The 23,971-nt window shown below is 40.9% G+C and carries 20 protein-coding genes, 1 tRNA gene and 1 pseudogene; 16 read left to right on the top strand and 6 right to left on the bottom strand.

The window, feature by feature from the left end:
- The first annotated feature begins 48 nt into the window (after positions 1–48).
- Complete coding sequence (locus tag I2I04_RS17525; protein ID WP_195655506.1) at positions 49–2,577, top strand: YfhO family protein; 2,529 nt, start codon at positions 49–51, stop codon at positions 2,575–2,577.
- Between the two features lie 147 nt (positions 2,578–2,724).
- On the opposite strand, the gene I2I04_RS17520 is transcribed toward I2I04_RS17525, so the two are convergent.
- Complete coding sequence (locus tag I2I04_RS17520; protein ID WP_143259224.1) at positions 2,725–3,321, bottom strand: hypothetical protein; 597 nt, start codon at positions 3,319–3,321, stop codon at positions 2,725–2,727.
- Positions 3,322–3,928: 607 nt separating this feature from the next.
- Between I2I04_RS17520 and I2I04_RS17515 the strand changes: the two genes are divergently transcribed.
- From I2I04_RS17515 to I2I04_RS17500, 4 genes are all read left to right on the top strand, one after another.
- Positions 3,929–5,260, top strand: coding sequence for a TolC family protein (locus I2I04_RS17515; protein WP_143259223.1), 1,332 nt, complete (start codon positions 3,929–3,931; stop codon positions 5,258–5,260).
- A gap of 22 nt (positions 5,261–5,282) precedes the next feature.
- The gene (locus I2I04_RS17510; protein ID WP_143259222.1) at positions 5,283–6,374 is read left to right on the top strand and encodes an HlyD family secretion protein; all 1,092 of its coding nucleotides are present in this window, start codon (positions 5,283–5,285) and stop codon (positions 6,372–6,374) included.
- Positions 6,375–6,441: 67 nt separating this feature from the next.
- Entirely contained in the window at positions 6,442–8,079 is a 1,638-nt protein-coding gene (locus I2I04_RS17505; protein ID WP_195655505.1) for an MFS transporter, read from the top strand.
- A gap of 38 nt (positions 8,080–8,117) precedes the next feature.
- A complete protein-coding gene (locus I2I04_RS17500) occupies positions 8,118–8,993 on the top strand; it encodes a helix-turn-helix domain-containing protein (RefSeq protein ID WP_195470764.1) in 876 nt (291 codons plus the stop codon).
- Between the two features lie 4 nt (positions 8,994–8,997).
- Here the strand turns inward: I2I04_RS17500 and upp are convergent, their stop codons facing one another.
- Entirely contained in the window at positions 8,998–9,651 is a 654-nt protein-coding gene (upp, locus tag I2I04_RS17495) for a uracil phosphoribosyltransferase (RefSeq protein ID WP_004296418.1), read from the bottom strand.
- Between the two features lie 281 nt (positions 9,652–9,932).
- On the opposite strand from upp, the gene pckA reads away from it, so the two are divergent.
- Entirely contained in the window at positions 9,933–11,540 is a 1,608-nt protein-coding gene (gene pckA / locus I2I04_RS17490) for a phosphoenolpyruvate carboxykinase (ATP) (protein WP_143259220.1), read from the top strand.
- Between the two features lie 88 nt (positions 11,541–11,628).
- Positions 11,629–11,865 (top strand): annotated as a pseudogene (locus I2I04_RS17485) (chromate transporter); the annotation flags it as partial.
- Between the two features lie 103 nt (positions 11,866–11,968).
- Here the strand turns inward: I2I04_RS17485 and typA are convergent.
- Complete coding sequence (gene typA / locus I2I04_RS17480) at positions 11,969–13,768, bottom strand: translational GTPase TypA (protein ID WP_143259219.1); 1,800 nt, start codon at positions 13,766–13,768, stop codon at positions 11,969–11,971.
- 155 nt (positions 13,769–13,923) lie between these two features.
- Between typA and rpsO the strand changes: the two genes are divergently transcribed.
- The 3 genes from rpsO (at position 13,924) to I2I04_RS17465 (ending at position 16,641) form a co-directional block, all read left to right on the top strand.
- Positions 13,924–14,193 (top strand): 30S ribosomal protein S15, encoded by a 270-nt coding sequence (gene rpsO, locus I2I04_RS17475; protein WP_004296393.1) that lies wholly within the window; start codon positions 13,924–13,926, stop codon positions 14,191–14,193.
- Between the two features lie 186 nt (positions 14,194–14,379).
- Entirely contained in the window at positions 14,380–14,955 is a 576-nt protein-coding gene (locus tag I2I04_RS17470) for a helix-turn-helix domain-containing protein (RefSeq protein ID WP_143259218.1), read from the top strand.
- Between the two features lie 36 nt (positions 14,956–14,991).
- Positions 14,992–16,641, top strand: a complete 1,650-nt coding sequence (locus I2I04_RS17465; protein WP_143259217.1) for an AMP-binding protein — start codon at positions 14,992–14,994, stop codon at positions 16,639–16,641.
- A 147-nt stretch (positions 16,642–16,788) separates the two neighbouring features.
- Here the strand turns inward: I2I04_RS17465 and I2I04_RS17460 are convergent, their stop codons facing one another.
- The gene (locus I2I04_RS17460) at positions 16,789–17,871 is read right to left on the bottom strand and encodes a mannose-1-phosphate guanylyltransferase (protein ID WP_143259216.1); all 1,083 of its coding nucleotides are present in this window, start codon (positions 17,869–17,871) and stop codon (positions 16,789–16,791) included.
- A 164-nt stretch (positions 17,872–18,035) separates the two neighbouring features.
- Here I2I04_RS17460 and I2I04_RS17455 point away from each other — a divergent pair.
- Positions 18,036–18,119, top strand: a tRNA-Leu gene (locus I2I04_RS17455).
- Between the two features lie 195 nt (positions 18,120–18,314).
- Here the strand turns inward: I2I04_RS17455 and I2I04_RS17450 are convergent.
- On the bottom strand, positions 18,315–18,461 hold the full coding sequence (locus I2I04_RS17450; RefSeq protein ID WP_195655504.1) for a hypothetical protein: 147 nt from the start codon (positions 18,459–18,461) through the stop codon (positions 18,315–18,317).
- Between the two features lie 665 nt (positions 18,462–19,126).
- Between I2I04_RS17450 and I2I04_RS17445 the strand changes: the two genes are divergently transcribed.
- From I2I04_RS17445 to I2I04_RS17425, 5 genes are all read left to right on the top strand, one after another.
- Entirely contained in the window at positions 19,127–19,471 is a 345-nt protein-coding gene (locus I2I04_RS17445) for a hypothetical protein (protein WP_143259214.1), read from the top strand.
- Positions 19,472–20,372: 901 nt separating this feature from the next.
- Positions 20,373–21,056: an energy transducer TonB gene (locus I2I04_RS17440; protein WP_008023080.1), complete on the top strand. Its 684-nt coding sequence runs from the start codon at positions 20,373–20,375 to the stop codon at positions 21,054–21,056.
- Positions 21,057–21,160: 104 nt separating this feature from the next.
- Positions 21,161–21,784, top strand: coding sequence for a hypothetical protein (locus tag I2I04_RS17435; protein ID WP_195655524.1), 624 nt, complete (start codon positions 21,161–21,163; stop codon positions 21,782–21,784).
- Between the two features lie 45 nt (positions 21,785–21,829).
- Positions 21,830–22,393, top strand: a complete 564-nt coding sequence (locus tag I2I04_RS17430) for a cob(I)yrinic acid a,c-diamide adenosyltransferase (RefSeq protein WP_143259211.1) — start codon at positions 21,830–21,832, stop codon at positions 22,391–22,393.
- A 73-nt stretch (positions 22,394–22,466) separates the two neighbouring features.
- On the top strand, positions 22,467–22,688 hold the full coding sequence (locus I2I04_RS17425) for a DUF2795 domain-containing protein (protein WP_002558131.1): 222 nt from the start codon (positions 22,467–22,469) through the stop codon (positions 22,686–22,688).
- A gap of 89 nt (positions 22,689–22,777) precedes the next feature.
- Here the strand turns inward: I2I04_RS17425 and I2I04_RS17420 are convergent, their stop codons facing one another.
- Positions 22,778–23,965, bottom strand: a complete 1,188-nt coding sequence (locus I2I04_RS17420) for a porin (protein WP_195655503.1) — start codon at positions 23,963–23,965, stop codon at positions 22,778–22,780.
- Positions 23,966–23,971: the final 6 nt, after the last annotated feature.

The raw sequence follows: 23,971 nt of genomic DNA, 5'->3' as shown, positions 1-23,971 counted from the left end.
ATTTTATATTCAAACTTCAATCGTAAATAGTAAATCGTGTCATTGTAAATGAAAAAGTTTCTTCCCGACTTAATAGCCATTCTGGCTTTTATCATTCTTTCTTTCGCCTATTTTTTTCCGGCTGATATTGAAGGTCGTATCTTGTTTCAGCATGACACGGCTGCCGGAGTCGGCGCGGGACAAGAATCGAAAGAGTATCTCGAACGTACCGGAGAACGTACGCGCTGGACGAATTCGATTTTTGGAGGTATGCCTACCTATCAGATGTCTCCGAGTTACGACTCGACAACATCCCTGAAAGGGGTGGAGAAGGTTTATCGCCTCTTTCTCCCGGATTATGTAGTGCTGACTTTTATTATGATGCTGGGATTCTATATTCTCTTGCGGGCCTTTGGTATATCGGCCTGGCTGGCAGGATTGGGCGGAGTGATGTGGGCATTTTCTTCCTATTTCTTCATTCTGATACCGGCAGGGCACATTTGGAAGTTTGTGACGTTGGCTTATATTCCACCTACGATTGCGGGTGTCGTTCTGGCTTACCGGAAGAAATACTTGTTGGGCGGAATTATTACGGCGCTGTTTATCGCCCTTCAGATTCAGTCGAATCACATTCAGATGAGCTATTATTTCATGTTTGTGATCCTGTTCTTCGTGGGAGCGTACTTTGAAGATGCTTATAAAAAGAAAGAACTGCCCCATTTCTTCAAGGCCAGCGCAATTTTGGCATTGGCTGCTGTGGTAGGAGTTTGCATCAATATCTCCAATCTGTATCATACTTATGAATATAGTAAGGAGACGATGCGCGGCAAGAGCGAATTGAAGCAGGAGGGCGCTGCGGCCAGCCAGACAAGTAGCGGGTTGGACCGTGACTACATAACCAACTGGAGTTATGGTATCGGCGAGACATTGACGTTGCTGGTTCCGAACGTAAAAGGAGGAGGATCAGGGTCTACGATGTCGCAAAGCGAAGTTGCTATGGCAAAGGCCAATCCGCTATATAGTAGCATCTATTCACAGTTTCCACGACAATACTTCGGTGAACAGCCATGGACTGCTGGACCGGTATATGTCGGGGCATTTGTAATGTTCCTGTTCGTATTAGGTTGTTTCATTGTGAAAGGTCCTCTCAAATGGGCATTGCTGGGAGCTACTATCTTTTCGATTCTGCTTTCATGGGGAAAGAATTTCATGGGACTGACAGACTTCTTTATCGATTACGTTCCGATGTACAACAAGTTCCGCGCTGTTTCTTCCATTTTGGTGATTGCTGAATTTACCATTCCTTTGCTGGCGATTTTTGCCTTGAAAGAGATTTTGAACAAGCCGGATACGTTGAAATTGAAAGAGAATCGCGTAGGCGTGATTGCTACTCTGGTATTGACTGCCGGTGTTGCGTTGATTCTGGCGGTTGCTCCGGGAGTCTCCTCCTCCAGCTTTGTTACAGCACAAGAAATAGCTACTTTGGAGCAAGTGCTTCCTGCCGAATCCCGTGTCCAACATCTTGCGCCGATTGTAGCCAATCTGACCGAAATGCGTAAAGCTATGGTTGCTTCAGATGCATGGCGCAGTTTCTTTATTATCGTGATTGGTTGCCTGTTTTTATTCTTATATCAACAGCGGAAGTTGAAAGCTTCTTTCACATTGGCTGGTATTGCGCTTTTATGTCTGATAGATATGTGGAGCGTCAATAAACGCTATTTGAATGACGAACAGTTTGTGCCGAAATCCAAGCAGACGGAAGCGTTTGTTAAAACACAGGCGGATGAGATGATCCTTCAGGATACTACTTTAAATTATCGTGTGTTGAACTTTATAGGCTTTCCCGGTAATACGTTTAATGAAAACAATACAGCATACTGGCATAAAAGTGTCGGTGGCTATCATGCAGCGAAGCTCCGTCGCTATCAGGAAATGATAGATCATCATATCATGCCCGAAATGCAGGAGACCTATCAGGCGGTGGCTACTGCCGGCGGACAGATGGACAGTGTAGACGCTTCCAAATTCCGTGTACTGAATATGCTGAATACAAAATACTTCATTTTCCCTGCCGGAGAGCAGGGGCAGGCTGTTCCTGTGGTAAATCCTTATGCATATGGTAATGCGTGGTTTGTTGATAAGGTGCAGTATGTAAATAATGCAAATGAAGAAATTGATGCTTTGAATGATATTCTTCCAACGGAAACAGCCGTAGTGGATGTGAAGTTTAAAGAACAATTGAAAGGTGTGACAGAAGGATATAAAGATTCTCTATCTACCATCCGATTGACTAGTTACGAGCCGAATCGTCTGGTTTATAAAGCTTCCACTCCTAAAGATGGAGTTGTTGTTTTCTCCGAAATATATTATCCGGGATGGCAGGCGACTATTGACGGTCAGCCCGTTGATATTGCCCGTGCAGATTATATCTTACGTGCGATAAATGTACCGGCAGGGGAACATACCATCGAAATGTGGTTTGATCCGCAAAGCATACAGGTTACAGAAAGTATTGCTTATGCAGCGCTGGCTTTGTTGCTGATCGGGGTTATGGTCCTTGCATGGATGCAGCGGAACAAGATAGCGAAGAAGTCTTGAATGAAATAGCATATAAACCTATTGTATATATCATAAGGTTATTAAATAAGGGCGGCTCTCTTCATCACGAAGAGAGCCGTTACTTTGCATTCACTAAAAAATTATGAAAAACAAACGCTGTTCATAGAAACATATAAAGTGTGATATTTATAGACTTTTCTGTTCAAAATCCGGGTTTTCGTCGGAATGAATCTCTTTATGCATTCTTCTTTGAGAAGCTTTTTTTCGCGCGGCACTTTGTTCGGCCTGCCATTTCTCATACTGCTCTTTTGTCAGAATCTTTTTTATTTTCTTCTCTTTGGCTTCTGCGGCTTTCTTTAGTGAGTCGGCAGAATTGGTATCTCTGCGCATCATCGGACCGCCTCCCATTCTGCCTGGGAAACCACTTTCTCCCATCATGGGTGGTTGACCTCCGCCCATTGGCGGACGTCCTCCCCGCATGCCAGGCCCTTCTCCCATTGGCGGACGTTGGTCACCCGAATTTTGCATAGCCTTGAAGAATGCTTTCTGCTCTTTCAAGTTTAACTTATATATTTTTTTATATTGTTTATCTGTCAGTTGAAGTGACTTGTTCATTTGGTCTGTCATCTGGGTTGCTACCTTTTCCGGATTCAGAACTTCGCGTGGAAGACGCTTTTCTTGTTGCCGCCTTTCTTGCGTTTTATTGGCTTCTTGTGCATTGGCAAAACCTGCGCAACACAGTAAGCAGGCTATCAATCCTATCAGTTTCATGTCTTTTCTCATCTTTCTTATGCTTTTATTGGTTTTAATACTTCAAAACTAGGCAGATATTGGAATAGATAAAAATAAAATCGACTAAGGACGGAGATTTGTCTATCAACAGCCTGACTTTTCTTCGTCCTATGGCTTTATATTATTATGCCTTAGAATGAATAGAAGCTGTATGTAGGGAGACAAGTCGTTTCGTATAGGGAAACTAATCGTTTCAAGGCTTGAAACAAGTGTTTCCCCAGTGAGAAACCTTAGTTTCCTAGGTGTGAAACTATAGTTTCATCACTAGAGAAACTATAGTTTCGCACTGAGGAAACTAAAGTGCCAAGCCATAGAAACTAAAGTGCCAAGCCATAGAAACTAAAGTTTCCAAGTATGAAACTGAAATAGCCTCTTGTTGGCGCTTCTTTCTGCGATGAGCATATCACAGGTTTTAGGTGGTGATAGGTGATAGATGCAGATGATAGATTAAAAGAGGATTTACGTTTTTATCTATGGGAGTGGTTGTTTATTGTTTCTTCATTGAAAAAGGAAAATATGAATATAAACAAATAGTTTGTGGATAGTCTTATTATGCTGTAAGCTACTAAATTTGTAGCCAATAATAGAGCATTATGTTATGAAAAGACTACTATTCATTTTTTCCTTTTTTTTCTTATTCGTGTTAAACGGGAACACACAGGAGGTAGAGATTCTGACATTAGAGGATTGTCTCCGTATTGGTATTGACAATAACTTGTCGTTAGAAGGGAAACGTAAAGAAATACAGAAAAGTAAATATGGCGTATCTGAAAACCGTTCGAAGCTGTTGCCGCAAATTAATGCGATGGCCGGTTATAATAACAATTTTGATCCTCCGGTGTCAGTCACAGACGGTTCATCTTACGGAGTTCCCTATAATATAACGAAAACATTGCAACATTCTGCTAATGCAGGGCTGGAAATGCAGATGCCGCTTTTCAATCAGACTCTTTATACTTCTATGTCCATAGCTAAAGTGATGGAAGAAATCAGTCGTCTGTCTTATGGAAAAGCCAGGGAAGATGTTATTCTTCAAATCAGTAAGATGTATTATCTCGGACAGGTCACAGCTGAACAAATCATGCTGATAAAAGCAAATATCACTCGTTTGGAAGAATTGAGAGATATTACACAGGCTTTCTTTGATAACGGAATGTCTATGGAAGTCGATCTGAAAAGAGTCAATATCAATTTGGAAAATCTGAAGGTGCAATATGATAATGCACAAGCCATGATGAAACAGCAATTGAATATGCTGAAATACATTATGGATTATCCGGCTGAAAAGGAAATCGCACTGACACCGGTAAATGCCGATAGCATTACTACGGTAGCCCTGACCGGCTTGTCGGAAAACATCTATGAACTTCAACTCTCACAATCGCAAGTGCAACTGGCGGAACGACAAAAGAAGATCATTACTAATGGATATATCCCTTCTCTTAGTCTGACAGGCAGTTGGCGATATGCTGCATATACGGATAAGGGTTATCATTGGTTCCACTCCGGTCCGTCCAATCAATGGTTTCGTTCCTATGGGGTGGGGCTAACCTTGCGTATTCCGATTTTCGACGGACTGGATAAAACCTATAAAATAAAAAAGGCGATGATTGATATAGAGAACAGAAGACTGGCATGGGAAGATGCCCGGAAGAATTTGCAAACTCAATATCTGAATGCTGTGAACGACCTGATGAACAATCAGCGTAACTTTAAGAAACAGAAGGATAACTACTTGCTTGCCGAAGATGTGTACGCAGTCACTTCCGACCGTTACCGGGAAGGCATCGCTTCCATGACGGAAGTGCTGCAAGATGAAATGCAGATGAGTGAAGCTCAAAACAATTATATCAGCGCACATTATAACTATCGGGTGACTAACCTGATGCTGCTTAAACTGACCGGACAAATAGAATCATTAGTCAAATAATACGCAAATAACAATCATAAATATGGAAACAATGGAAAATAACATTCCTTCCGCTACTCATCAGGAGAAAGCAAAAAAAATGAAGAAACTTCGTCGCTGGCAGATTGCTATCAGCCTTCTCGGAGTGGCTATTATTGTTTGGGGAGTGATTGAAGTGATCTGCCTTTTTTTGAATTATAGCCAGACGGAGACTAGTAACGATGCACAAATAGAACAATATGTGTCTCCTATCAATCTACGTGCCTCGGGTTACATTGACAAAATCTACTTTACAGAACATCAGGAGGTACATAAAGGAGATACTTTGCTGATACTGGATGATCGTGAATATAAAATCCGCGTAATGGAAGCTGAAGCTGCCTTGAAAGATGCGCAAGCCGGTGCGACAGTCATCAATGCAACACTCAATACCACGCAGACAACAGCATCTGTTTATGATGCGTCTATTGCCGAAATTGAAGTACGGTTGGCGAAACTGGAAAAAGACCGGAAACGGTATGAGAACCTCGTGAAACGAAATGCGGCTACTCCTATCCAACTTGAACAGATCGTCACTGATTATGAAGCTACGCATAAGAAACTGGAGGCTACGAAAAGGCAGAAAAAAGCAGCTCTTTCCGGTGTAGATGAAGTGTCCTACCGTCGCATGAATACCGAAGCGGCCATTCAAAGAGCAACAGCTGCACTTGAAATGGCCCGGTTGAATCTTTCTTATACGGTTGTAATAGCTCCTTGTAACGGAAAGCTCGGCCGCCGCTCATTAGAGGAAGGACAGTTTATTTCGGCAGGGCAGACCGTCACCTATATTCTTCCTGATACCCAGAAATGGATCGTTGCCAATTATAAGGAGACACAAATCGAGAATCTGCATATCGGACAGGAAGTATTTGTCACAGTAGATGCCATTAGCGATAAAGAGTTTAAAGGCAAAGTCACCTCTATATCAGGAGCTACCGGGTCTAAATATTCATTAGTGCCGACGGATAATTCGGCAGGTAACTTTGTGAAGATTCAGCAACGTATTCCCGTACGAATCGATTTCACCGATTTGTCGAAAGAAGATAACGAACGATTAGCCGCAGGCATGATGGTAGTAGTGAAAGCCAAACTCTAATCCCTCCGACCTTTCTGTCTATATACACTGCCTTATAATTTTTAATTTGTAATTTTTAATTAATCCGATGCCCTCTTATCCTAAAAATTATCCTTTCTATAGCTGGATGCCCAAGCCGTTGGGTATTATCATTCTGTTATTCTTCTTTCTGCCGATTCTTACGGTAGGCGGGGTTTATTCGGTGAATAGCACCGAAATGATGAGCGGGCTTGGCATTATATCCGAGCATATCCAGTTTGCCAATTTTGTAACTTCTATTGGTATGGCAGCCTTTGCGCCTTTCCTATATCAGTTGGTGTGTGTACGGCGGGAGAAGATGATGTGTATTGTCGGGTTTGCGTTCATGTATATATTCAGTTATATCTGTGCAAAGACAGACAGCGTTTTTCTGTTGGCGCTTTGTAGTCTTCTGACGGGTTTCTTGCGTATGGTACTGATGATGGTCAATCTGTTCACACTCATTTGGTATGCGGGTGGAATGGAAGCTACCCGCAATATAACTCCGGGCTTGGAGCCGAAAGATACTGCCGGTTGGAATAAATTGGACATTGAAAGATGTGTGAGTCAGCCGGCTGTTTATCTGTTTTTTATGATTCTGGGACAGTCAGGCACAGCATTGACGGCTTGGCTGTCCTTTGAATATGAGTGGAAATATGTGTATTACTTTATGATGGGGATTCTTTTGATCTCTATTTTGCTCCTGTTTATTACCATGCCGAATTATAAGTTTCCCGGAAGGTTTCCTATTAATTTCCGTAAGTTCGGCAATGTCACTGCATTTTGCATCTCGCTGACTTGTCTCACGTATGTGCTGGTTTATGGAAAAGTACTCGACTGGTATGATGACGAATCTATCCGTTGGGCGACAGCTGTAAGTATTCTTTTTGCGGGAGCTTTTCTTTATATGGACGTAACGCGCCGGTCGCCTTATGTTTTGCTGGATGCGTTCAAACTGCGTACTATACGTATGGGAGCATTACTTTACTTATTATTGATGGTGATAAACTCCAGTGCTATGTTTGTCAATGTGTTTGCAGGAGTGGGGATGCATCTTGATAATCTGCAGAATGCTTCATTAGGTAATTGGTGTATGGTAGGTTATGCTGTTGGTGCCGTGATTGCTATGGTGTTGGGAGGTAAAGGATTACATTTTAAGTATCTGTTTGCGATGGGATTCTTCTTCCTGTCTTTATCAGCTGTTTTCATGTATTTCGAGGTGCAGACAGCAGGAGTTTACGAGCGTCTGAAATATGCAGTTATCATCCGTGCCACAGGCATGATGATTCTGTATGCGTTGACGGCAGCTTATGCCAATCAACGTATGCCTTTTAAATATCTTTCCACTTGGATCTGTATTATGCTTACCGTACGTATGGTTGTGGGACCGAGTATTGGCGGAGCAATTTATACAAATGTTTTGCAGGAACGGCAGCAACACTATATCACCCGTTATGCGCAAAATGTGGACCTGCTTAATCCGGATGCTTCCACTTCCTTCCTCGGTACGGTACAGGGTATGAAATATCAGGGAAAGAGTGAGACGGAAGCCCGTAACATGGCTGCTATATCTACTAAAGGGCGTATTCAGGTGCAGGCCACGCTCTCTGCACTCAAAGAGATGGCGGGATGGACAATTTATGGTGGATTAATTTGTATGATATTTGTGCTTGTTGTTCCTTATCCTAAACGAGAATTGCTAACTTAGTGTCGTTTTTGATAATGATCTGTTAATATATTAGTATGATGGATGGCGGACAAAATCGTTTATTGCAGTTTGATCGCAATTTGTTAAGTGGGAAAAATATATGTAGTTCCGAAGGGATATTTGTAAATTTTCCACCCTCACTGAAGAAACCTTTTCAAATGAAAGGACTGGGGCTGATTATTTGCCACCAAGGTAATTTCCAGTTTTCGCTTAATCAGAAAAAGCATTCCGCTGAAGCGGGCGAAAGTTTGTTTATTCCCGAAGATGGCGAGTTTCAGGTTTTGCAAGAGTCGGAAGACATGAAGGTGCAGATTTTGATCTATCAGATAGAACCTATCCGGGATATTATGGGGAATCTGGTTGTTTCCATGTATATGTATTCTCGCCTTACTCCCGAAGAACCTTCTTGTGTATGGGCTACTGGTGAGGAAGAAGAGATAGTAAAGTATATGTCTTTATTGGACAATGTGTTACAGTCGGAAGAAAATTCATTTAAACTTTATGAGCAGAAATTACTTCTACTTGCATTGACGTACAGGATTTGTTCCATTTATAATCGCAAACTCGTTAATGGCGGGCGGGAAGTGGGAGGACGCAAAAACGAAGTCTTTATTCATCTGATCCAGTTGATCGAAAAATATTATATGCAGGAACGCAGCGTTGAGTTTTATGCGGATAAATTGTGTTTGTCTCCTAAATATCTTTCTGCCGTTTCTAAAAGTATCTGCGGATATACCGTGCAGGAACTTGTATTCAAAGCTATCATTCGTAAGAGTATTTCGTTACTTAAAAATACGCAGAAGGATATTCAGGAGATTTCAAATGCCTTCGGCTTCCCCAATGCCTCTTATTTCGGTACGTTCTTTAAGAAGCAGGTTGGGGTTTCACCGCAGCAATATCGGAAGAATCTTTAAACATTTATTCTTTTTCACCGTAGGCAAGATCGCCTGCATCGCCCAGTCCCGGAACAATGTAAGAATGTTCGTTGAGTTCGGGGTCGATGGCTGCGCACCAGATTGTTGTCTTGTCTTCAGGAAATACATTCTTTATATGATCGATAGCCTTTTGGCTGGCGATAATCGAAGCAACATGAATTTCGGCAGGGTGTCCTTTCGTCAGCATTGCCTGGTAACTAAGTTCCATACTACCCCCAGTTGCCAACATAGGGTCGGTGATAATCAGCGTTTTGTCATCAATGCGGGGAGAAGCGATATATTCTATGTGTATATCGAATTTTAGCGTATCTTTATATTTGCGATAAGCGGAAACAAACGCATTCTCCGCCCCGTCGAAATAACTAAGGAAACCTTGATGGAAAGGCAAACCTGCACGCAGAATAGTGCTGATTACTAGATTATTGTCCGGCGTACTGACCGGAGCGATTCCCAGTGGTGTCTGGATGTTCTTTACCGAGTATTTAAACTCTTTACTCATTTCATAAGCCATGATTTCTCCGATCCGTTCGATGTTACGGCGGAAACGCAGGCGGTCGTTCTGAACTTCTACATTTCTAATTTCGGATATGTACTGGTTTAGAATCGAATTAGTTTGGCCAAAATCAATTACTTTCATATTATTTTTTAATCAGATTTTAATCTCATTTTCACAGTATTGTCAGCATACTGGCTTGCAAAGTAAACGATAATCTTTCAAATTGCAATATTCAGTTTGCAGATATTGTTAGGAATTTATAAAAGAGTTTCAATTAGGGAAAAATTTCTCTAATACCTTCTTCCTTTCCAAAGAAAGTATTACTTTTGTAGCCGGATTTACAAGGGGGTATTCTAGGCTCCCCTATGTTAAGGTGAAAAGAGATAGAAAACAAAATACCAATTTTAATTAATTCAAAGAAAATGGCAAATTTAGATTTAAGCAAGTACGGCATCACAGGTGTGACCGAGATTTTGCACAATCCGTCTTATGATGTTTTGTTCGCTGAAGAAACAAAACCGAGTCTGGAAGGCTTTGAAAAAGGTCAAGTAACTGAATTAGGCGCTGTGAACGTGATGACAGGTATCTATACCGGTCGTTCTCCTAAAGATAAATTCTTCGTTAAGAATGAAGCTTCTGCTGATTCTGTATGGTGGACTTCTGAAGATTACAAAAACGACAACAAACCATGTACTGAAGAAGCTTGGGCTGATTTGAAAGCTAAAGCTGTAAAACAACTTTCCGGCAAACGTTTGTTCGTTGTTGATACTTTCTGTGGTGCTAACGAAGCTACTCGTATGAAAGTACGTTTCATCATGGAAGTAGCTTGGCAGGCTCACTTCGTAACTAACATGTTCATCCGCCCGACTGCTGAAGAACTTGCTAACTACGGAGAACCTGATTTCGTATGTTTCAACGCTTCTAAAGCAAAAGTTGACAACTACAAAGAACTGGGCTTGAACTCTGAAACTGCTACAGTATTCAACCTGAAGACTAAAGAACAAGTAATCCTGAATACTTGGTACGGTGGTGAAATGAAGAAAGGTATGTTCTCTATCATGAACTACATGAACCCGCTTCGTGGTATCGCTTCTATGCACTGCTCTGCTAACACGGATATGGAAGGAACTAGCTCGGCTATCTTCTTTGGTCTGTCCGGTACAGGTAAGACTACTTTGTCTACTGACCCGAAACGTAAGTTGATCGGTGACGACGAACACGGATGGGATAACGAAGGTGTATTCAACTACGAAGGTGGTTGCTACGCTAAGGTTATCAACCTGGATAAAGAAAGCGAACCGGATATCTACAATGCTATCACACGTGACGCTTTGCTTGAAAACGTAACAGTTGACGCTAACGGCAAGATCGATTTCACAGATAAGAGCGTGACTGAAAACACTCGCGTTTCTTATCCTATCTACCACATCGAAAATATCGTTAAACCGGTGTCTAAAGGTCCTCACGCTAAACAAGTTATCTTCTTGTCAGCTGATGCATTCGGTGTATTGCCTCCAGTATCTATCCTGAACCCTGAACAAGCTCAGTACTATTTCTTGTCTGGATTTACTGCTAAATTGGCTGGTACAGAACGTGGTATCACTGAACCGACTCCGACATTCTCTGCTTGCTTCGGTGCTGCTTTCTTGTCATTGCACCCAACTAAATATGCAGAAGAACTGGTTAAGAAGATGGAAATGACTGGTGCTAAAGCATACTTGGTTAACACTGGTTGGAATGGTTCCGGCAAACGTATCTCTATCAAAGATACTCGTGGTATCATCGACGCTATTCTTGATGGTTCTATTGACAAAGCTCCTACTAAGGTTATTCCTTTCTTCGACTTTGTTGTTCCTACAGAACTTCCGGGTGTTGATCCGAAGATCCTTGACCCACGCGACACTTACGAATGTGCTTGCAAATGGGAAGAAAAAGCAAAAGATTTGGCTGGACGTTTCATCAAGAACTTCGCTAAATTTACTGGTAACGAAGCTGGTAAAGCTTTGGTTGCAGCTGGTCCGAAACTCTAATTGGAGAATCAGATATAATATGGAAGGCGGTTCGATTTCGAACCGCCTTTTTTATTGCTATATTGTGTCTTTCTATGAAAAGGAATACTGTCTGTTTAGTTTTTTCCTATATTTGTCAAAACGAGACTATTTACTTTTAAAGGCGGCTACGTCCGGACTGCTTCCTATGTCGGTTGCTCTGATTGCTTCGGCTGCATTGCTTATGATGAATAGAGAATATTTTATGGACTATAAAAGTATTGGTATTTTTGCGGCAACCTTTTGGGTTACATGGAAATGGAATCTTCATCCTATCCTGTTGATTTGTCTGGCGGGTGTGGTAGGGTGCTGTTGTATTAGTAATGCGTGCCATATTTGCAGAAAAAATAGAATCCCGGTAAAACACAGCGTTTCACCGGGATTTCTACTATAATATAATGAAAGAATGGTTAGTTCTTGTTGGCACGTTTACGTTCGATTTCGTCCAAAATCACTTTACGCATACGCATTGCCTTTGGAGTAACTTCTACATATTCATCTTCCTTAATATATTCCAGCGCTTCTTCAAGTGAGAACTGGATAGGCGGAATCAGGCGTACCTTGTCATCCGAACCGGAAGCACGCATATTCGTCAATTTTTTCGATTTGGTTACGTTGATAACCAGGTCGTTGTCATGAGAGTGCTCGCCTACTACTTGTCCTGCATAAACTTCGTCCTGCGGGAAAATAAAGAACTTACCGCGATCCTGCAATTTGTCGATGGCATAAGCAAAAGCTGTTCCGCTTTCCATAGCAATCATAGAACCATTGGTACGGCGTTCTATTTCTCCTTTGTGTGGCTGATATTCTTTGAAACGGTGCGCCATAATGGCTTCGCCGGCAGAAGCTGTCAGTACGTTGGTACGCAAACCGATGATACCGCGTGAAGGCATATTGAATTCAAGATTGATGCGTTCGCCTGTATTTTCCATCTTTACCATTTCACCTTTACGGCGGGTAACCATATCAATAATCTTGCTGGAATATTCTTCCGGTACGTTGATGGTCAACTCTTCAATCGGTTCGCATTTCACACCGTCGATTTCTCTGAAGATAACCTGCGGCTGACCTACCTGCAATTCATATCCCTCGCGGCGCATTGTTTCAATTAACACAGAAAGGTGGAGTACGCCACGGCCGGAAACAATCCATTTACCGTCTTCTTCACTCTTTCTTACGCGGAGAGCCAGGTTCTTGTCGAGTTCCTTCATCAAACGATCGTGGATATGACGTGAAGTCACAAACTTACCATCCTTACCGAAGAAAGGAGAATCGTTGATAGCAAACAACATACTCATGGTCGGTTCGTCAATTGCGATTGGTGGCAATGCTTCCGGATTGTCGAAATCACACACTGTATCTCCAATCTCGAATCCGTCGATACCTACCAGTGCGCAGATGTCACCGGAAGAAACCTCATTTGTTTTCACGCGGCCTAAACCTTCGAAAACATGGAGTTCCTTAATTTTGCTCTTGAACATATCACCGTTACGTTTCGCAAGCGTTATATTCATACCTTCTTTTAATGTACCACGATGTACGCGACCTACGGCGATACGGCCGGTATATGAAGAATAATCCAAAGAAGTAATCAACATCTGGGGAGTACCTTCCAATTGTTGCGGTGCCGGAATGTTTTCGACGATACAATCCAGTAACGGAGTGATGCTGTCAGTTTGTTGCTGCCAGTCGGTACTCATCCAGTTGTTCTTGGCGGAACCGTAAATCACGGGGAAGTCCAGCTGATCTTCCGTTGCGTTCAAGCTGAACATCAAGTCGAAAACCATCTCGTAAACTTCTTCCGGGCGGCAATTAGGTTTATCTACCTTATTAACTACCACAATGGGCTTCAGACCAATTTCGAGCGCCTTTTGCAGTACGAAACGAGTCTGGGGCATCGGACCTTCGAAGGCATCTACCAACAGAATACAGCCATCGGCCATATTCAATACACGTTCTACCTCACCACCGAAGTCGCTGTGTCCCGGAGTATCAATAATATTAATTTTTGTACCGTTGTAATTGATGGATACGTTTTTGGAAAGAATCGTTATACCACGTTCGCGTTCCAAATCGTTGTTATCCAAGATAAGTTCACCACTATTTTGGTTGCTGCGGAATAAATTTCCGGCCAATAGCATCTTGTCAACCAGCGTTGTTTTCCCATGGTCAACATGGGCAATGATTGCAATGTTTCGAATATTTTGCATATAATACCTATTATTTGGCTGCAAAGGTACGAAAATAGGATTAGAAATATGCGTAATGATAGCAATTTTTTCTTGTAAATCGTTGTGTGATATAAAGATAATGCCTATCTTTGCACGCTCAAAAGAATAATTTATCAATTAAAATTCTAAGAATTATGTATTTAGACGCTGCTAAAAAGCAAGAAATCTTCGGAAAGTACGGAAAGTCTAACACTGACACCGGCTCAGCTGAGGCCCAAGTGGCATTGTTTTCCTACCGTATTTCTCACCTGACTGAGCACATGAAGCTCAACAGAAAAGATTATAGTACTGAAAGAGCGTTAACAATGTTGGTAGGTAAGCGTCGTCGTTTACTCGACTACCTGAAAGCAAGAGATATCGAAAGATATCGTGCTATTGTTAAAGAGCTCGGTTTGCGTAAGTAATCTACTTGTCGCGAAAAGATTTAAAGCCGTTCCTCATTATCGAGGAGCGGCTTTTTTTTAGTTTCTTCTTTTTCTTCCTGACAATCGTATTTTCTTCGGTTATAATTGTATTCATCTAAAGATTTTGCTATTTTTGCAGCTTAATTATTATAATTTATCACCTTTGATAACTAAAATGCTTTCAAAATGGATACAAGTAAGATTGTTGGCGAGAAAATTAAAGCCCTCCGCGAAGATAAATCAATAACCATAGAAGAGTTGGCGCAACGTTCAGGTTTGGCTATCGAACAGGTTGAACGTATTGAGAATAACATTGATATACCTTCTCTCGCACCGCTGATTAAGATTGCGCGTGTGTTGGGAGTACGTCTGGGTACTTTCCTTGATGATCAGGATGAAGTGGGACCGGTAGTATGCCGCAAGAAAGAAGCCAAGGATGCGATCAGTTTTTCCAATAATGCGATTCACTCTCGCAAACATATGGAATATCATTCGTTGTCCAAGTCGAAGGCGGACCGTCACATGGAACCGTTTATTATTGATGTGATGCCGACGGAAGATACTGACTTCGTGCTTTCTTCTCATGAAGGAGAGGAGTTTATCATGGTTATGGAAGGTGTCATGGAAATCAGCTATGGCAAGAACACCTATCTGCTGGAAGAAGGTGATAGTATTTATTATGATTCCATTGTTCCTCATCATGTACATGCTTATGAGGGACAGGCTGCAAAAATACTGGCAGTAATTTACACACCGATTTGATTGAAATAGTAGGAAACAAGATTTAAGTATAATTACATGCAATTATTTGATCGTACTTTGGGACAGTGGCTGGAGCACTGGGCTGAAGAGACTCCCGATAAGGAATATATTGTATATTCCGACCGTAATCTCCGTTTTACCTGGAGCCAGTTTAACCAGCGTGTAGATGATATGGCGAAAGGTCTGATCGCCATTGGTGTGGAACGAGGTACCCATGTGGGTATCTGGGCTGCTAATGTTCCTGATTGGTTGACATTATTGTATGCTTGCGCGAAAATTGGTGCAGTATATGTTACAGTAAATACGAATTATAAGCAATCGGAATTAGAGTATCTTTGTCAGAACTCGGATATGCATACGCTTTGTATAGTGAATGGAGAAAAGGATAGCGACTTTGTACAAATGACTTATACGATGCTTCCTGAATTGAAAACCTGTGAGCGCGGACATTTGAAGAGTGAACGTTTTCCATATATGCGCAATGTAGTGTATGTAGGTCAGGAAAAGCATCGTGGTATGTATAATACGGCGGAGATTCTGTTGTTGGGAAATAATGTGGAAGATGACCGTTTGAGCGAACTCAAAAGCAAGGTTGATTGTCATGATGTGGTAAATATGCAATATACGTCGGGCACTACCGGTTTTCCGAAAGGGGTGATGCTGACACATTATAATATTGCTAATAATGGATTCCTGACCGGTGAACACATGAAGTTCACGGCAGATGACAAGCTTTGTTGTTGTGTTCCGCTGTTCCATTGCTTTGGGGTAGTATTGGCTACCATGAACTGTTTGACTCATGGTTGCACACAAGTGATGGTGGAGCGTTTCGACCCGTTGGTTGTGCTGGCTTCTATTCATAAAGAACGTTGTACGGCTCTTTATGGTGTGCCGACTATGTTTATTGCCGAGTTGCATCATCCGATGTTCGATCTCTTTGATATGTCTTGTCTTCGTACAGGTATTATGGCGGGTTCGCTGTGTCCTATCGAACTGATGAAGCAGGTAGAAGAGAAGATGTATATGAAGGTGACCAGTGTATATGGATTGACAGAGGCAGCTCCGGGTATGACAGCTTCTCGTATTGATGATCCGTTTGATGTACGTTGTAATACGGTAGGACGTGATTTTGAATTTACGGAGGTGAAGGTGATTGATCCTGAAACAGGTGAAGAATGTCCGGTTGGTGTACAAGGTGAAATGTGTAACCGTGGTTATAATACCATGAAAGGATATTATAAGAATCCGGAAGCAACGGCGGAAGTACTTGATGAAAACAACTTTTTGCATTCCGGCGACTTGGGTATCAAGGATGAAGATGGAAATTACCGGATTACCGGACGTATCAAGGATATGATTATTCGTGGTGGTGAGAATATTTATCCGCGCGAAATAGAAGAGTTTCTTTATAAGCTTGATGGAGTAAAAGATGTTCAGGTGGCAGGTATTCCTTCTAAAAAGTATGGTGAGGCAGTCGGAGCATTTATTATTTTGCAGGAAGGAGTACAAATGCAGGAAGCCGATGTACGTGATTTCTGCAGAAATAAAATATCTCGTTATAAGATTCCGAAATATATCTTCTTTGTGAATGAATTCCCGATGACAGGTAGTGGAAAGATTCAGAAGTTTAAATTGAAAGATCTGGGACTGCAACTTTGCAAAGAGCAGGGAATAGAGATTATTTAGAAACTCATGATTATTTAAAGACACACAAAGTTTTTCGATTATAAACAGTGAACGGTGAACTCTCTGCAATTAATTATGCAGTTTGTTCACCGTTCGCTATTTGTATGATCTTATCCGGTTTTTGCTCCGGCGTCAGGTTGCGTATTATTAAATGAAATCATCACCCAGTTGCATTTGGGCATCGTTTACATATTTACGGATGGCATGTTCTTCATCTTTGCGGCAAATCAAAAGAACGTTCTCCGATTCAGCTATCAGAAATCCTTCCAGTCCATCGATAACGGCCAGTTTGCCTTTCGGAAGTACTACCATATTGTCTTTACTATTATATATAAGTGAATGGCACTTCAGAGTAACATTGCCTTCCGGGTCTCTTTCCGATAAATCATAAAGTGATCCCCAGGTTCCAAGATCGGACCAGCCAAAATCTCCTAACGATACATACACATTATCCGCTTTCTCCATAATGCCGAAGTCGATGGATACATTAGGACATGCTGGGAAGTTCTCTTCGATAAATGCTTTCTCCTTATCGGTGGCATAAATATCTTTTCCCGGTGCCAGTTTGGAAGCTAATTCAGGTAGTAAATCTTCACTTGCTTTGATAATTGTATTTACATTCCACATAAACAGGCCGGAATTCCAGTAAAATTCTCCACTCTCTACGAATACTTTAGCTAATTCCAGTTCCGGTTTTTCAGTGAATGTTTTTACTTTATAGAAGCTTCCTCCTGCGGGTTCGTCTATTTGTATATATCCGTACCCTGTTTCCGGGCGATTGGGTTTAATTCCTAATGTCAGTAACTTTTCTGAGCGTGAAACAAAATCAAGTCCTTTCTCAATAGCGGCAAGAAACTCATCTTCTTTTAAAATTAAATGGTCTGAAGGAGCGACTACGATATTGGCGTTCGGGTTCAGTGCTCGGATGTGGTAAGAGGCCCATGCTATACATGGAGCGGTATTTCGTCTTGCGGGCTCCAGCAGAATCTGTTCTTCGTTGACTTCGGGCAATTGTTCCTTCACTAAGTCCGCATACATTGCATTGGTAACGATAAGAATATTTTCTGTTGGGATAACCTTTTGGAACCGGTCAAAAGTCTGTTGCAAAAGTGAACGACCCGTTCCGAAGAAATCTAGAAATTGTTTGGGCAATGTTTTGCGGCTAAACGGCCAGAAGCGGCTTCCAATGCCGCCACCCATAATCACGCAATAATTATCCTGGTTTGTCATGATAGTGACTCTATTTTAAAGTTTCTGCTAATGTACGGTTTATTCTCTGAATAGAGAAGTGTTTAAGATATGTTTTATTATTTTTTTCTCCTTTTTTTTGCCAAACTATTGTAGAATCAAAATAATGTCGTATCTTTGCACCGCAATTGAGAAATCAAGTATGCGCCCAGATGGCGGAATCGGTAGACGCGCTGGTCTCAAACACCAGTGGATTCACTTCCATCCCGGTTCGACCCCGGGTCTGGGTACAAGGAAACCTTCATAGATAGCTGATTAAAAGCTTTTATGAAGGTTTTATTTGTTTTGGGCTGAAACATTACTGAAACTTTCATGGATCAACGTAAAAAAAAGGGCTCGATGCTGTCAACTAATATGAAATGGATGAAGTTGGGGAGAAGTTCACATGCTGTGGAAACTCCCTTGTTACATGATATTTTCTTTATTTAGGCACGTTTACTATTGAAATCTCCTTTAATAGTCAGATGTAAATGCTGCACACCTTGCATTTGAAAATATTGTTGCATTAGTTCAGGAAGAGAATTTACTTTGTTTTCATATTCCACTTTAATCTGTTGTGCTTGAGCTACCATACTTATTATGATGAGCAGCATTGCGATTATTGCCTTCTTATTTATATAAATTTCATTTTCTTTGTGCATTATATCTTACAAGGATAGAGAAAGTGTGCTCCGTAATCAAATGTGCCACGCTTTTTTCTATATCTTTAAACCTTTGATTCTGTGACAGATTCCTCAAAACTGTTAATTGTAAGATTTTCGTTTAGGTAGTATTATAGATGAAAGGAGAACATAACGAAATTTCTTCTGATTATCTGCTATAAAATAGTGACACTATCCGACATAAATAGTGATGATATATAATAATGATTCCGTCATTATTCTTATATGCTATCGCTGTTTTCTTGAATAACTTCTTATTAATGCGAATCAGCAGTTGAATCTGAGTCATTAGTAATTCTAATACATCCCTCACACTTTGCCCACATCTTTCTATGAAAGATAACGGGGAATCTAAAAAAATCAACCGTCTTTTTCTGATTTCCCACCACGTTTCCGAAATCTATCCTGAACAACCTATATTGGGTTCAAAACCGTGAGAAAAGGATGAATTCAACTACTGTTCACATTATTTATTAATAATGTGAAAAAGTCATATTTCATTTCAAGTTAGAATTAACTTTCACTTATTTGTGAGGTCTAACATTCATAACTAACTTAATATGAGAATTAAAATTATGAGAAAGCAAATTTTAAGTTTAGCAGTTGCGTTGTTGATTGGCTCAACTGTATGTATGGCTCAAAATCGTCAGAAAGGAAAAGCTGATAGAGAGAAACGTATAGAGCAGATGGTTACCGATCTTGGATTGAATGAAAAGCAGGCTAAAGATTTTAAAGCAGCAATGGAAGAAATGAGACCTGCAAAAAATAAATCGAATGAAAAACCTTCGAAAGAAGAAATGCAGAAGAAAAAGAAGGAAGTAAATGCTAAAATAAAAAGCATTCTGACTGATGAGCAATATAAGAAGTATCAGGATATGCGTAAGAAGGATAACGCTGATAAAAAGAAAAGAGCAAAATAAGTACTGTTAGTTTAAGCTAAACCTTTCATGCAGAGAACTATAAAAGATAATCTGTGATGAAGCTATATTTATTTTCTGTTCTTTCATAAATTGTTCATTTAATCTACATTACCGTTTTCGTTCTACTAAAGTTGAATATAGGTTTCATTTAAATGAGTCTATTTTTCAACTTAAGTGGAACGAAAATTTATTAGGCAATGGATAATGTGAAATTGTAAATAGAAGTTGCTTAAAACAAGATTCATAGAAAATGTCTATGAAATACAGGAGAAATTGATGCAGAACTTTTGGGGATGAGTGTAGCTGCAGGCATGGAACGTAGTAAAGTAGTGGCTTAAGCTAAAAGCGGCTTGATTTCATGGGAGACTGCGTTTGACTTATTGAAATGGATTGGGTGATGCTTATGATAAGGTTATAGAGTATTTTTCCGGTTTACATATCATCTCCCGAATAAAAGAGGGATTAAAAATTTTCTGGACTTATATTTCAGAGAATGTAGCTAAAATCTTCAGACCGGTGGTGAGTAAAGAGAATCCTGTTATTATAGGTGCATAAATGTAATTCTGACAAAATTGATCCGGCTGTGCTTCGTACAGGAAGAATAGATAAGTTGATCTATGTTCCTTTACCAGATGTTTTCCTAAGTTCAACATTTGAAGATATGAAAGAATATCGTAAGGCAATCCGTCCGAACCATGTGGACTCCGAACGAATTATTCATAAATTTTATTCAAAAGAAGAGAAAAGAATAAAATAAACAAGAGACGTCGTAACAACCTATCCATAAAAAGATTATATTTATTGCAGCAAGAGAGCACTTTAAGTAATGCTTAAGAGGAAAAACGAAAAGTAGTATATATACTATATATTTTCTATTATTAATTACTTAAACACATTTTTTATGGAAGCCAAGAAATCAAAAAAGGCTGCAATTGAGAATCAACGGGGTTCTTGGTTGTTGATGGGTTTGGTTGTTGCGCTAGCCTTCATGTTCGTTTCGTTCGAATGGACACAACATGATGTCAGAGTTGCGGCACTATCACCAGATGATGAATCCATCTTTGTAACAGAGCTAGTTCCGATCACATTCCCTGAAGAGAAACTGGAACCGCCTCCTCCTCCCGAAACTAAGGTAACAGAATTGTTCGAAATAGTGGAAAACAATATGGAGGTGACGGATAACGTTTCTACAGTGTCAGAGGATATGAATGCAGTTCATGACGTTATTTGGATACCACCAGTGGTAGAAACAGAAACGGTAGTTGAAGACATTATTCACGTAAGTGTTGAAGTCATGCCGGAGTTTCCTGGAGGTACAGCTGCTTTAATGAAATATTTAGGTAGCAATATCAAATATCCGACGATTTCGCAAGAAACAGGCTCACAAGGAAAAGTCATTGTTCAGTTTGTAGTAGATAGAGACGGAACGATTTCTAATCCTGAAGTGGTACGAGGGGTTGATCCTTATTTGGATAAAGAAGCTATCCGCGTGATAAGTTCTATGCCGAAATGGACTCCCGGAGTGCAAAATGGTAAGAAAGTTCGAGTGAAATATACTGTACCTGTGTCATTCAGACTGCAGTAGTAACTTGGAATAAATGAATAAGGGTTGGTTCCTGCAAAGAACCAACCCTTTTTCAATAAAAAAATATATCTTTGCGAAGAGAATAAAAAATGAACGATTATTTTATGAATCTTCTACTCTGTATAAAAAGACCTTTTATCTGGCTTTCCCGCTTCCGTCATCGTTGCGGATATGGTGTCCATTCCCCATTTGCTTTCAGTCTGATTACCGATGTGATTTATGAAAAGATGCCATATTATGCTTATTCTTCCTTGAAAGAGGAACAAAAAAAGATGATGAGAGAGCGTGGGTGGACCAAAGGTTCTCAAAAGGTAAACCGTTTTTTGTTCCGGTTGGTAAATAGAGTGCAGCCTGATACGATTATTGAGGTTGGGCGTCCTACCGCGACAGCCCTGTATCTGCAGTCCGCTAAACCATCAGCTTCCTATCTCTTTGCTTCCGACTTGTCGGAACTGTTTCTGGATGCGGATACTTCAGTCGATTTTCTGTATCTGAACGATTACCGTAATCCGGACTTACTGGAAGAGGTCTTTCGGATTTGCGTATGCCGTACTACCCTTAAAAGTGTATTTGTTATTCATGGAATCTGCTATTCCAAAGAGATGAAAGCGCTTTGGAAAAAGTGGCAGGCTGACGAAAGGGTTGGCATAACCTTCGACCTGTATGACGTCGGTTTACTATTTTTTGATAAAACGAAGATAAAACAGCAGTATATCATCAACTTCTAAGAACCTTTGTACGTTTACCTTATAATAATAGTAAAAAAGAAAATTATGAAAAAGAGCCTTGTATATACAAAGACCGGAGACAAAGGAACTACCAGTCTTGTCGGCGGAAGTCGTGTTCCAAAGACTCATATCCGTCTGGAAGCTTACGGAACGGTGGATGAATTAAATTCTCACCTGGGATGGCTGCACACATATCTGCAAGAGGAGTCCGACCGAAATTTTATCTTGGGTATTCAGCATAAGTTATTCGCCATCGGTTCACACCTGGCCACTGACCTGGAGAAAACACAACTGAAACCGGCCAGTATCATTACCTCCGAACACGTGGAAAGTATCGAGAGGGAGATTGATAAGCTGGACGAGCAATTGCCCGAACTTTGTGCTTTCATCATTCCCGGCGGAAGTCGTGGAGCAGCCGTTTGCCATGTTTGTCGTACTATTTGCCGGAGAGCTGAAAGACGCATTCTGGCTTTGTCCGAAACTTGTACAATATCTCCCGAAGTATTAGCATTTGTCAACAGATTATCAGATTATTTGTTTGTATTATCCCGAAAAATTAATTTTGATGAACAAAATAATGAAATATTTTGGGATAATAGTTGGAAATGATAGATTTTATTATACTTTTGCCGAAAAATAGAAAACGAGACAAATTTAGTATTCATTTAAAATACTCAAGATTATGTATTGGACATTGGAACTAGCATCAAAACTTGAAGATGCTCCCTGGCCGGCAACCAAGGATGAATTGATTGATTATGCCATGCGTTCGGGTGCTCCTCTTGAAGTTATTGAGAACCTCCAAGAGATGGAAGATGAGGGCGAAATCTATGAGAGTATCGAAGATATTTGGCCGGATTATCCTAGTAAGGAGGATTTCTTCTTTAATGAGGAAGAGTATTGATTTAAAAAGACCGAACATATAAGAATACCCGATAACCTTTGCAAGAAGGCTATCGGGTATTTTTGTGATATAATGATGATGTTGTTTTTTTAGAATACAGGCATCTGCCAGATGAATCCTACGGAAATCCGGTTGGTACTGTAATTCTCCTGCCCCAGCACTTTGGCGCGGGAGGTGAAATCATACGAACGTCCTACATACGTCACAAAGAAATGCAGGTTGGTTTCCATCGGATAATATTCGATACCGGTCAGATATCCCCAGGAAGTACGGTAATTCCCTTTCTCTATTCCTTCGGATGCCTTGCTCACGGAAGCCGTCTCATACATACCCTTTACAAAAACATTCCATTTCGGCAGAAAGCGATAATTGCATTTGGCTACCACGGAAAGGTAATTTGCGTCGAAGGCATTGTGTCCGCCCGGACGGCCTACGATACTGGTAATAATACCTTTGCGGTCAATATCCTCTTTTGAATACATGAAATCGACGAAAGCATTCCATTTACCGAGATTCAACTCGTTACCTAAAGCATAATAATACATATTGTGACTTTTGGCCTCGTTCATGACAGAAGCCGACCAACGGGTCTTGAATACGTTATTGAAATTACCATTCCAGTTCAAAGTATAAACCAGCGGCATTTTGCCGGATTTCAGATCGGGAAGATCTCCTTCGGCATCTTCCGTGATTCCGTAAGTGCTGTCGAACGAACTGTTGCGGCTGTTCAGTATTTGCAGGTTAAGTTGCTGTTCGGGAGTAATGTTATAACCTACATTCAGTCCGGTCATAAAGTTACTCATATAGTCGATCATATCGCTGTACTGATAGATGTCGATCGGGTTGAGGTCGAACTCGATACCACCGTATGCGGCACATTGCTTTCCTGCGAAGAGGCTGAACTGGTCATTCAGTTTGATGCCGATTCCGGCATAGTCGATGGAAGTCGGCAGATTATCAATCATGCCGTTTGCGTCGTTCGAGCGGTTGAGGCGCTGGCGATAGCGGTAAGAAAGCCAGTTGTTGATATTTCCTTTGGCTTCGATACGGAGCTGGTGCATATTGAAGTCACCCTCCTGAAAACCATTTTGGAAATGAGCGTCAAAGCTTCCTTGCATATTCAGATAAAGATTGAACTTATCTGTCTTCTTTTTCACGTCCGTCAGTTCTTCAAACAGGGGAGTGTTCGGGTTGAATTTATCCTTCTTTTCCGTTTTTTGAGCATATACTCCCTGTATGCTGCCCGCCAGGAGCAACATAAATATCCATTTTTTCATAAGCAA

The organism is Bacteroides sp. 1001136B_160425_E2 (assembly GCF_015559655.1).
Classification (GTDB): Bacteria; Bacteroidota; Bacteroidia; order Bacteroidales; family Bacteroidaceae; genus Bacteroides; species Bacteroides luhongzhouii.
This window is presented reverse-complemented; position numbering and strand designations above follow the sequence as displayed.

Bases quoted from the DNA above. Each gene is read 5' to 3' on its own strand.
- I2I04_RS17430 (WP_143259211.1), top strand. From the start codon at position 21,830: ATGAAAAAGAGCCTTGTATATACAAAGACCGGAGACAAAGGAACTACC.
- I2I04_RS17470 (WP_143259218.1), top strand. From the start codon at position 14,380: ATGGATACAAGTAAGATTGTTGGCGAGAAAATTAAAGCCCTCCGCGAA.
- upp (WP_004296418.1), bottom strand. From the start codon at position 9,651: ATGAAAGTAATTGATTTTGGCCAAACTAATTCGATTCTAAACCAGTAC.
- I2I04_RS17525 (WP_195655506.1), top strand. From the start codon at position 49: ATGAAAAAGTTTCTTCCCGACTTAATAGCCATTCTGGCTTTTATCATT.
- I2I04_RS17435 (WP_195655524.1), top strand. From the start codon at position 21,161: ATGAATCTTCTACTCTGTATAAAAAGACCTTTTATCTGGCTTTCCCGC.
- I2I04_RS17425 (WP_002558131.1), top strand. From the start codon at position 22,467: ATGTATTGGACATTGGAACTAGCATCAAAACTTGAAGATGCTCCCTGG.
- I2I04_RS17420 (WP_195655503.1), bottom strand. From the start codon at position 23,965: ATGAAAAAATGGATATTTATGTTGCTCCTGGCGGGCAGCATACAGGGA.
- I2I04_RS17500 (WP_195470764.1), top strand. From the start codon at position 8,118: ATGGATGGCGGACAAAATCGTTTATTGCAGTTTGATCGCAATTTGTTA.
- I2I04_RS17465 (WP_143259217.1), top strand. From the start codon at position 14,992: ATGCAATTATTTGATCGTACTTTGGGACAGTGGCTGGAGCACTGGGCT.
- rpsO (WP_004296393.1), top strand. From the start codon at position 13,924: ATGTATTTAGACGCTGCTAAAAAGCAAGAAATCTTCGGAAAGTACGGA.
- pckA (WP_143259220.1), top strand. From the start codon at position 9,933: ATGGCAAATTTAGATTTAAGCAAGTACGGCATCACAGGTGTGACCGAG.
- I2I04_RS17450 (WP_195655504.1), bottom strand. From the start codon at position 18,461: ATGGTAGCTCAAGCACAACAGATTAAAGTGGAATATGAAAACAAAGTA.
- I2I04_RS17460 (WP_143259216.1), bottom strand. From the start codon at position 17,871: ATGACAAACCAGGATAATTATTGCGTGATTATGGGTGGCGGCATTGGA.
- I2I04_RS17440 (WP_008023080.1), top strand. From the start codon at position 20,373: ATGGAAGCCAAGAAATCAAAAAAGGCTGCAATTGAGAATCAACGGGGT.
- I2I04_RS17510 (WP_143259222.1), top strand. From the start codon at position 5,283: ATGGAAACAATGGAAAATAACATTCCTTCCGCTACTCATCAGGAGAAA.
- I2I04_RS17445 (WP_143259214.1), top strand. From the start codon at position 19,127: ATGAGAAAGCAAATTTTAAGTTTAGCAGTTGCGTTGTTGATTGGCTCA.
- I2I04_RS17520 (WP_143259224.1), bottom strand. From the start codon at position 3,321: ATGAGAAAAGACATGAAACTGATAGGATTGATAGCCTGCTTACTGTGT.
- I2I04_RS17515 (WP_143259223.1), top strand. From the start codon at position 3,929: ATGAAAAGACTACTATTCATTTTTTCCTTTTTTTTCTTATTCGTGTTA.
- typA (WP_143259219.1), bottom strand. From the start codon at position 13,768: ATGCAAAATATTCGAAACATTGCAATCATTGCCCATGTTGACCATGGG.
- I2I04_RS17505 (WP_195655505.1), top strand. From the start codon at position 6,442: ATGCCCTCTTATCCTAAAAATTATCCTTTCTATAGCTGGATGCCCAAG.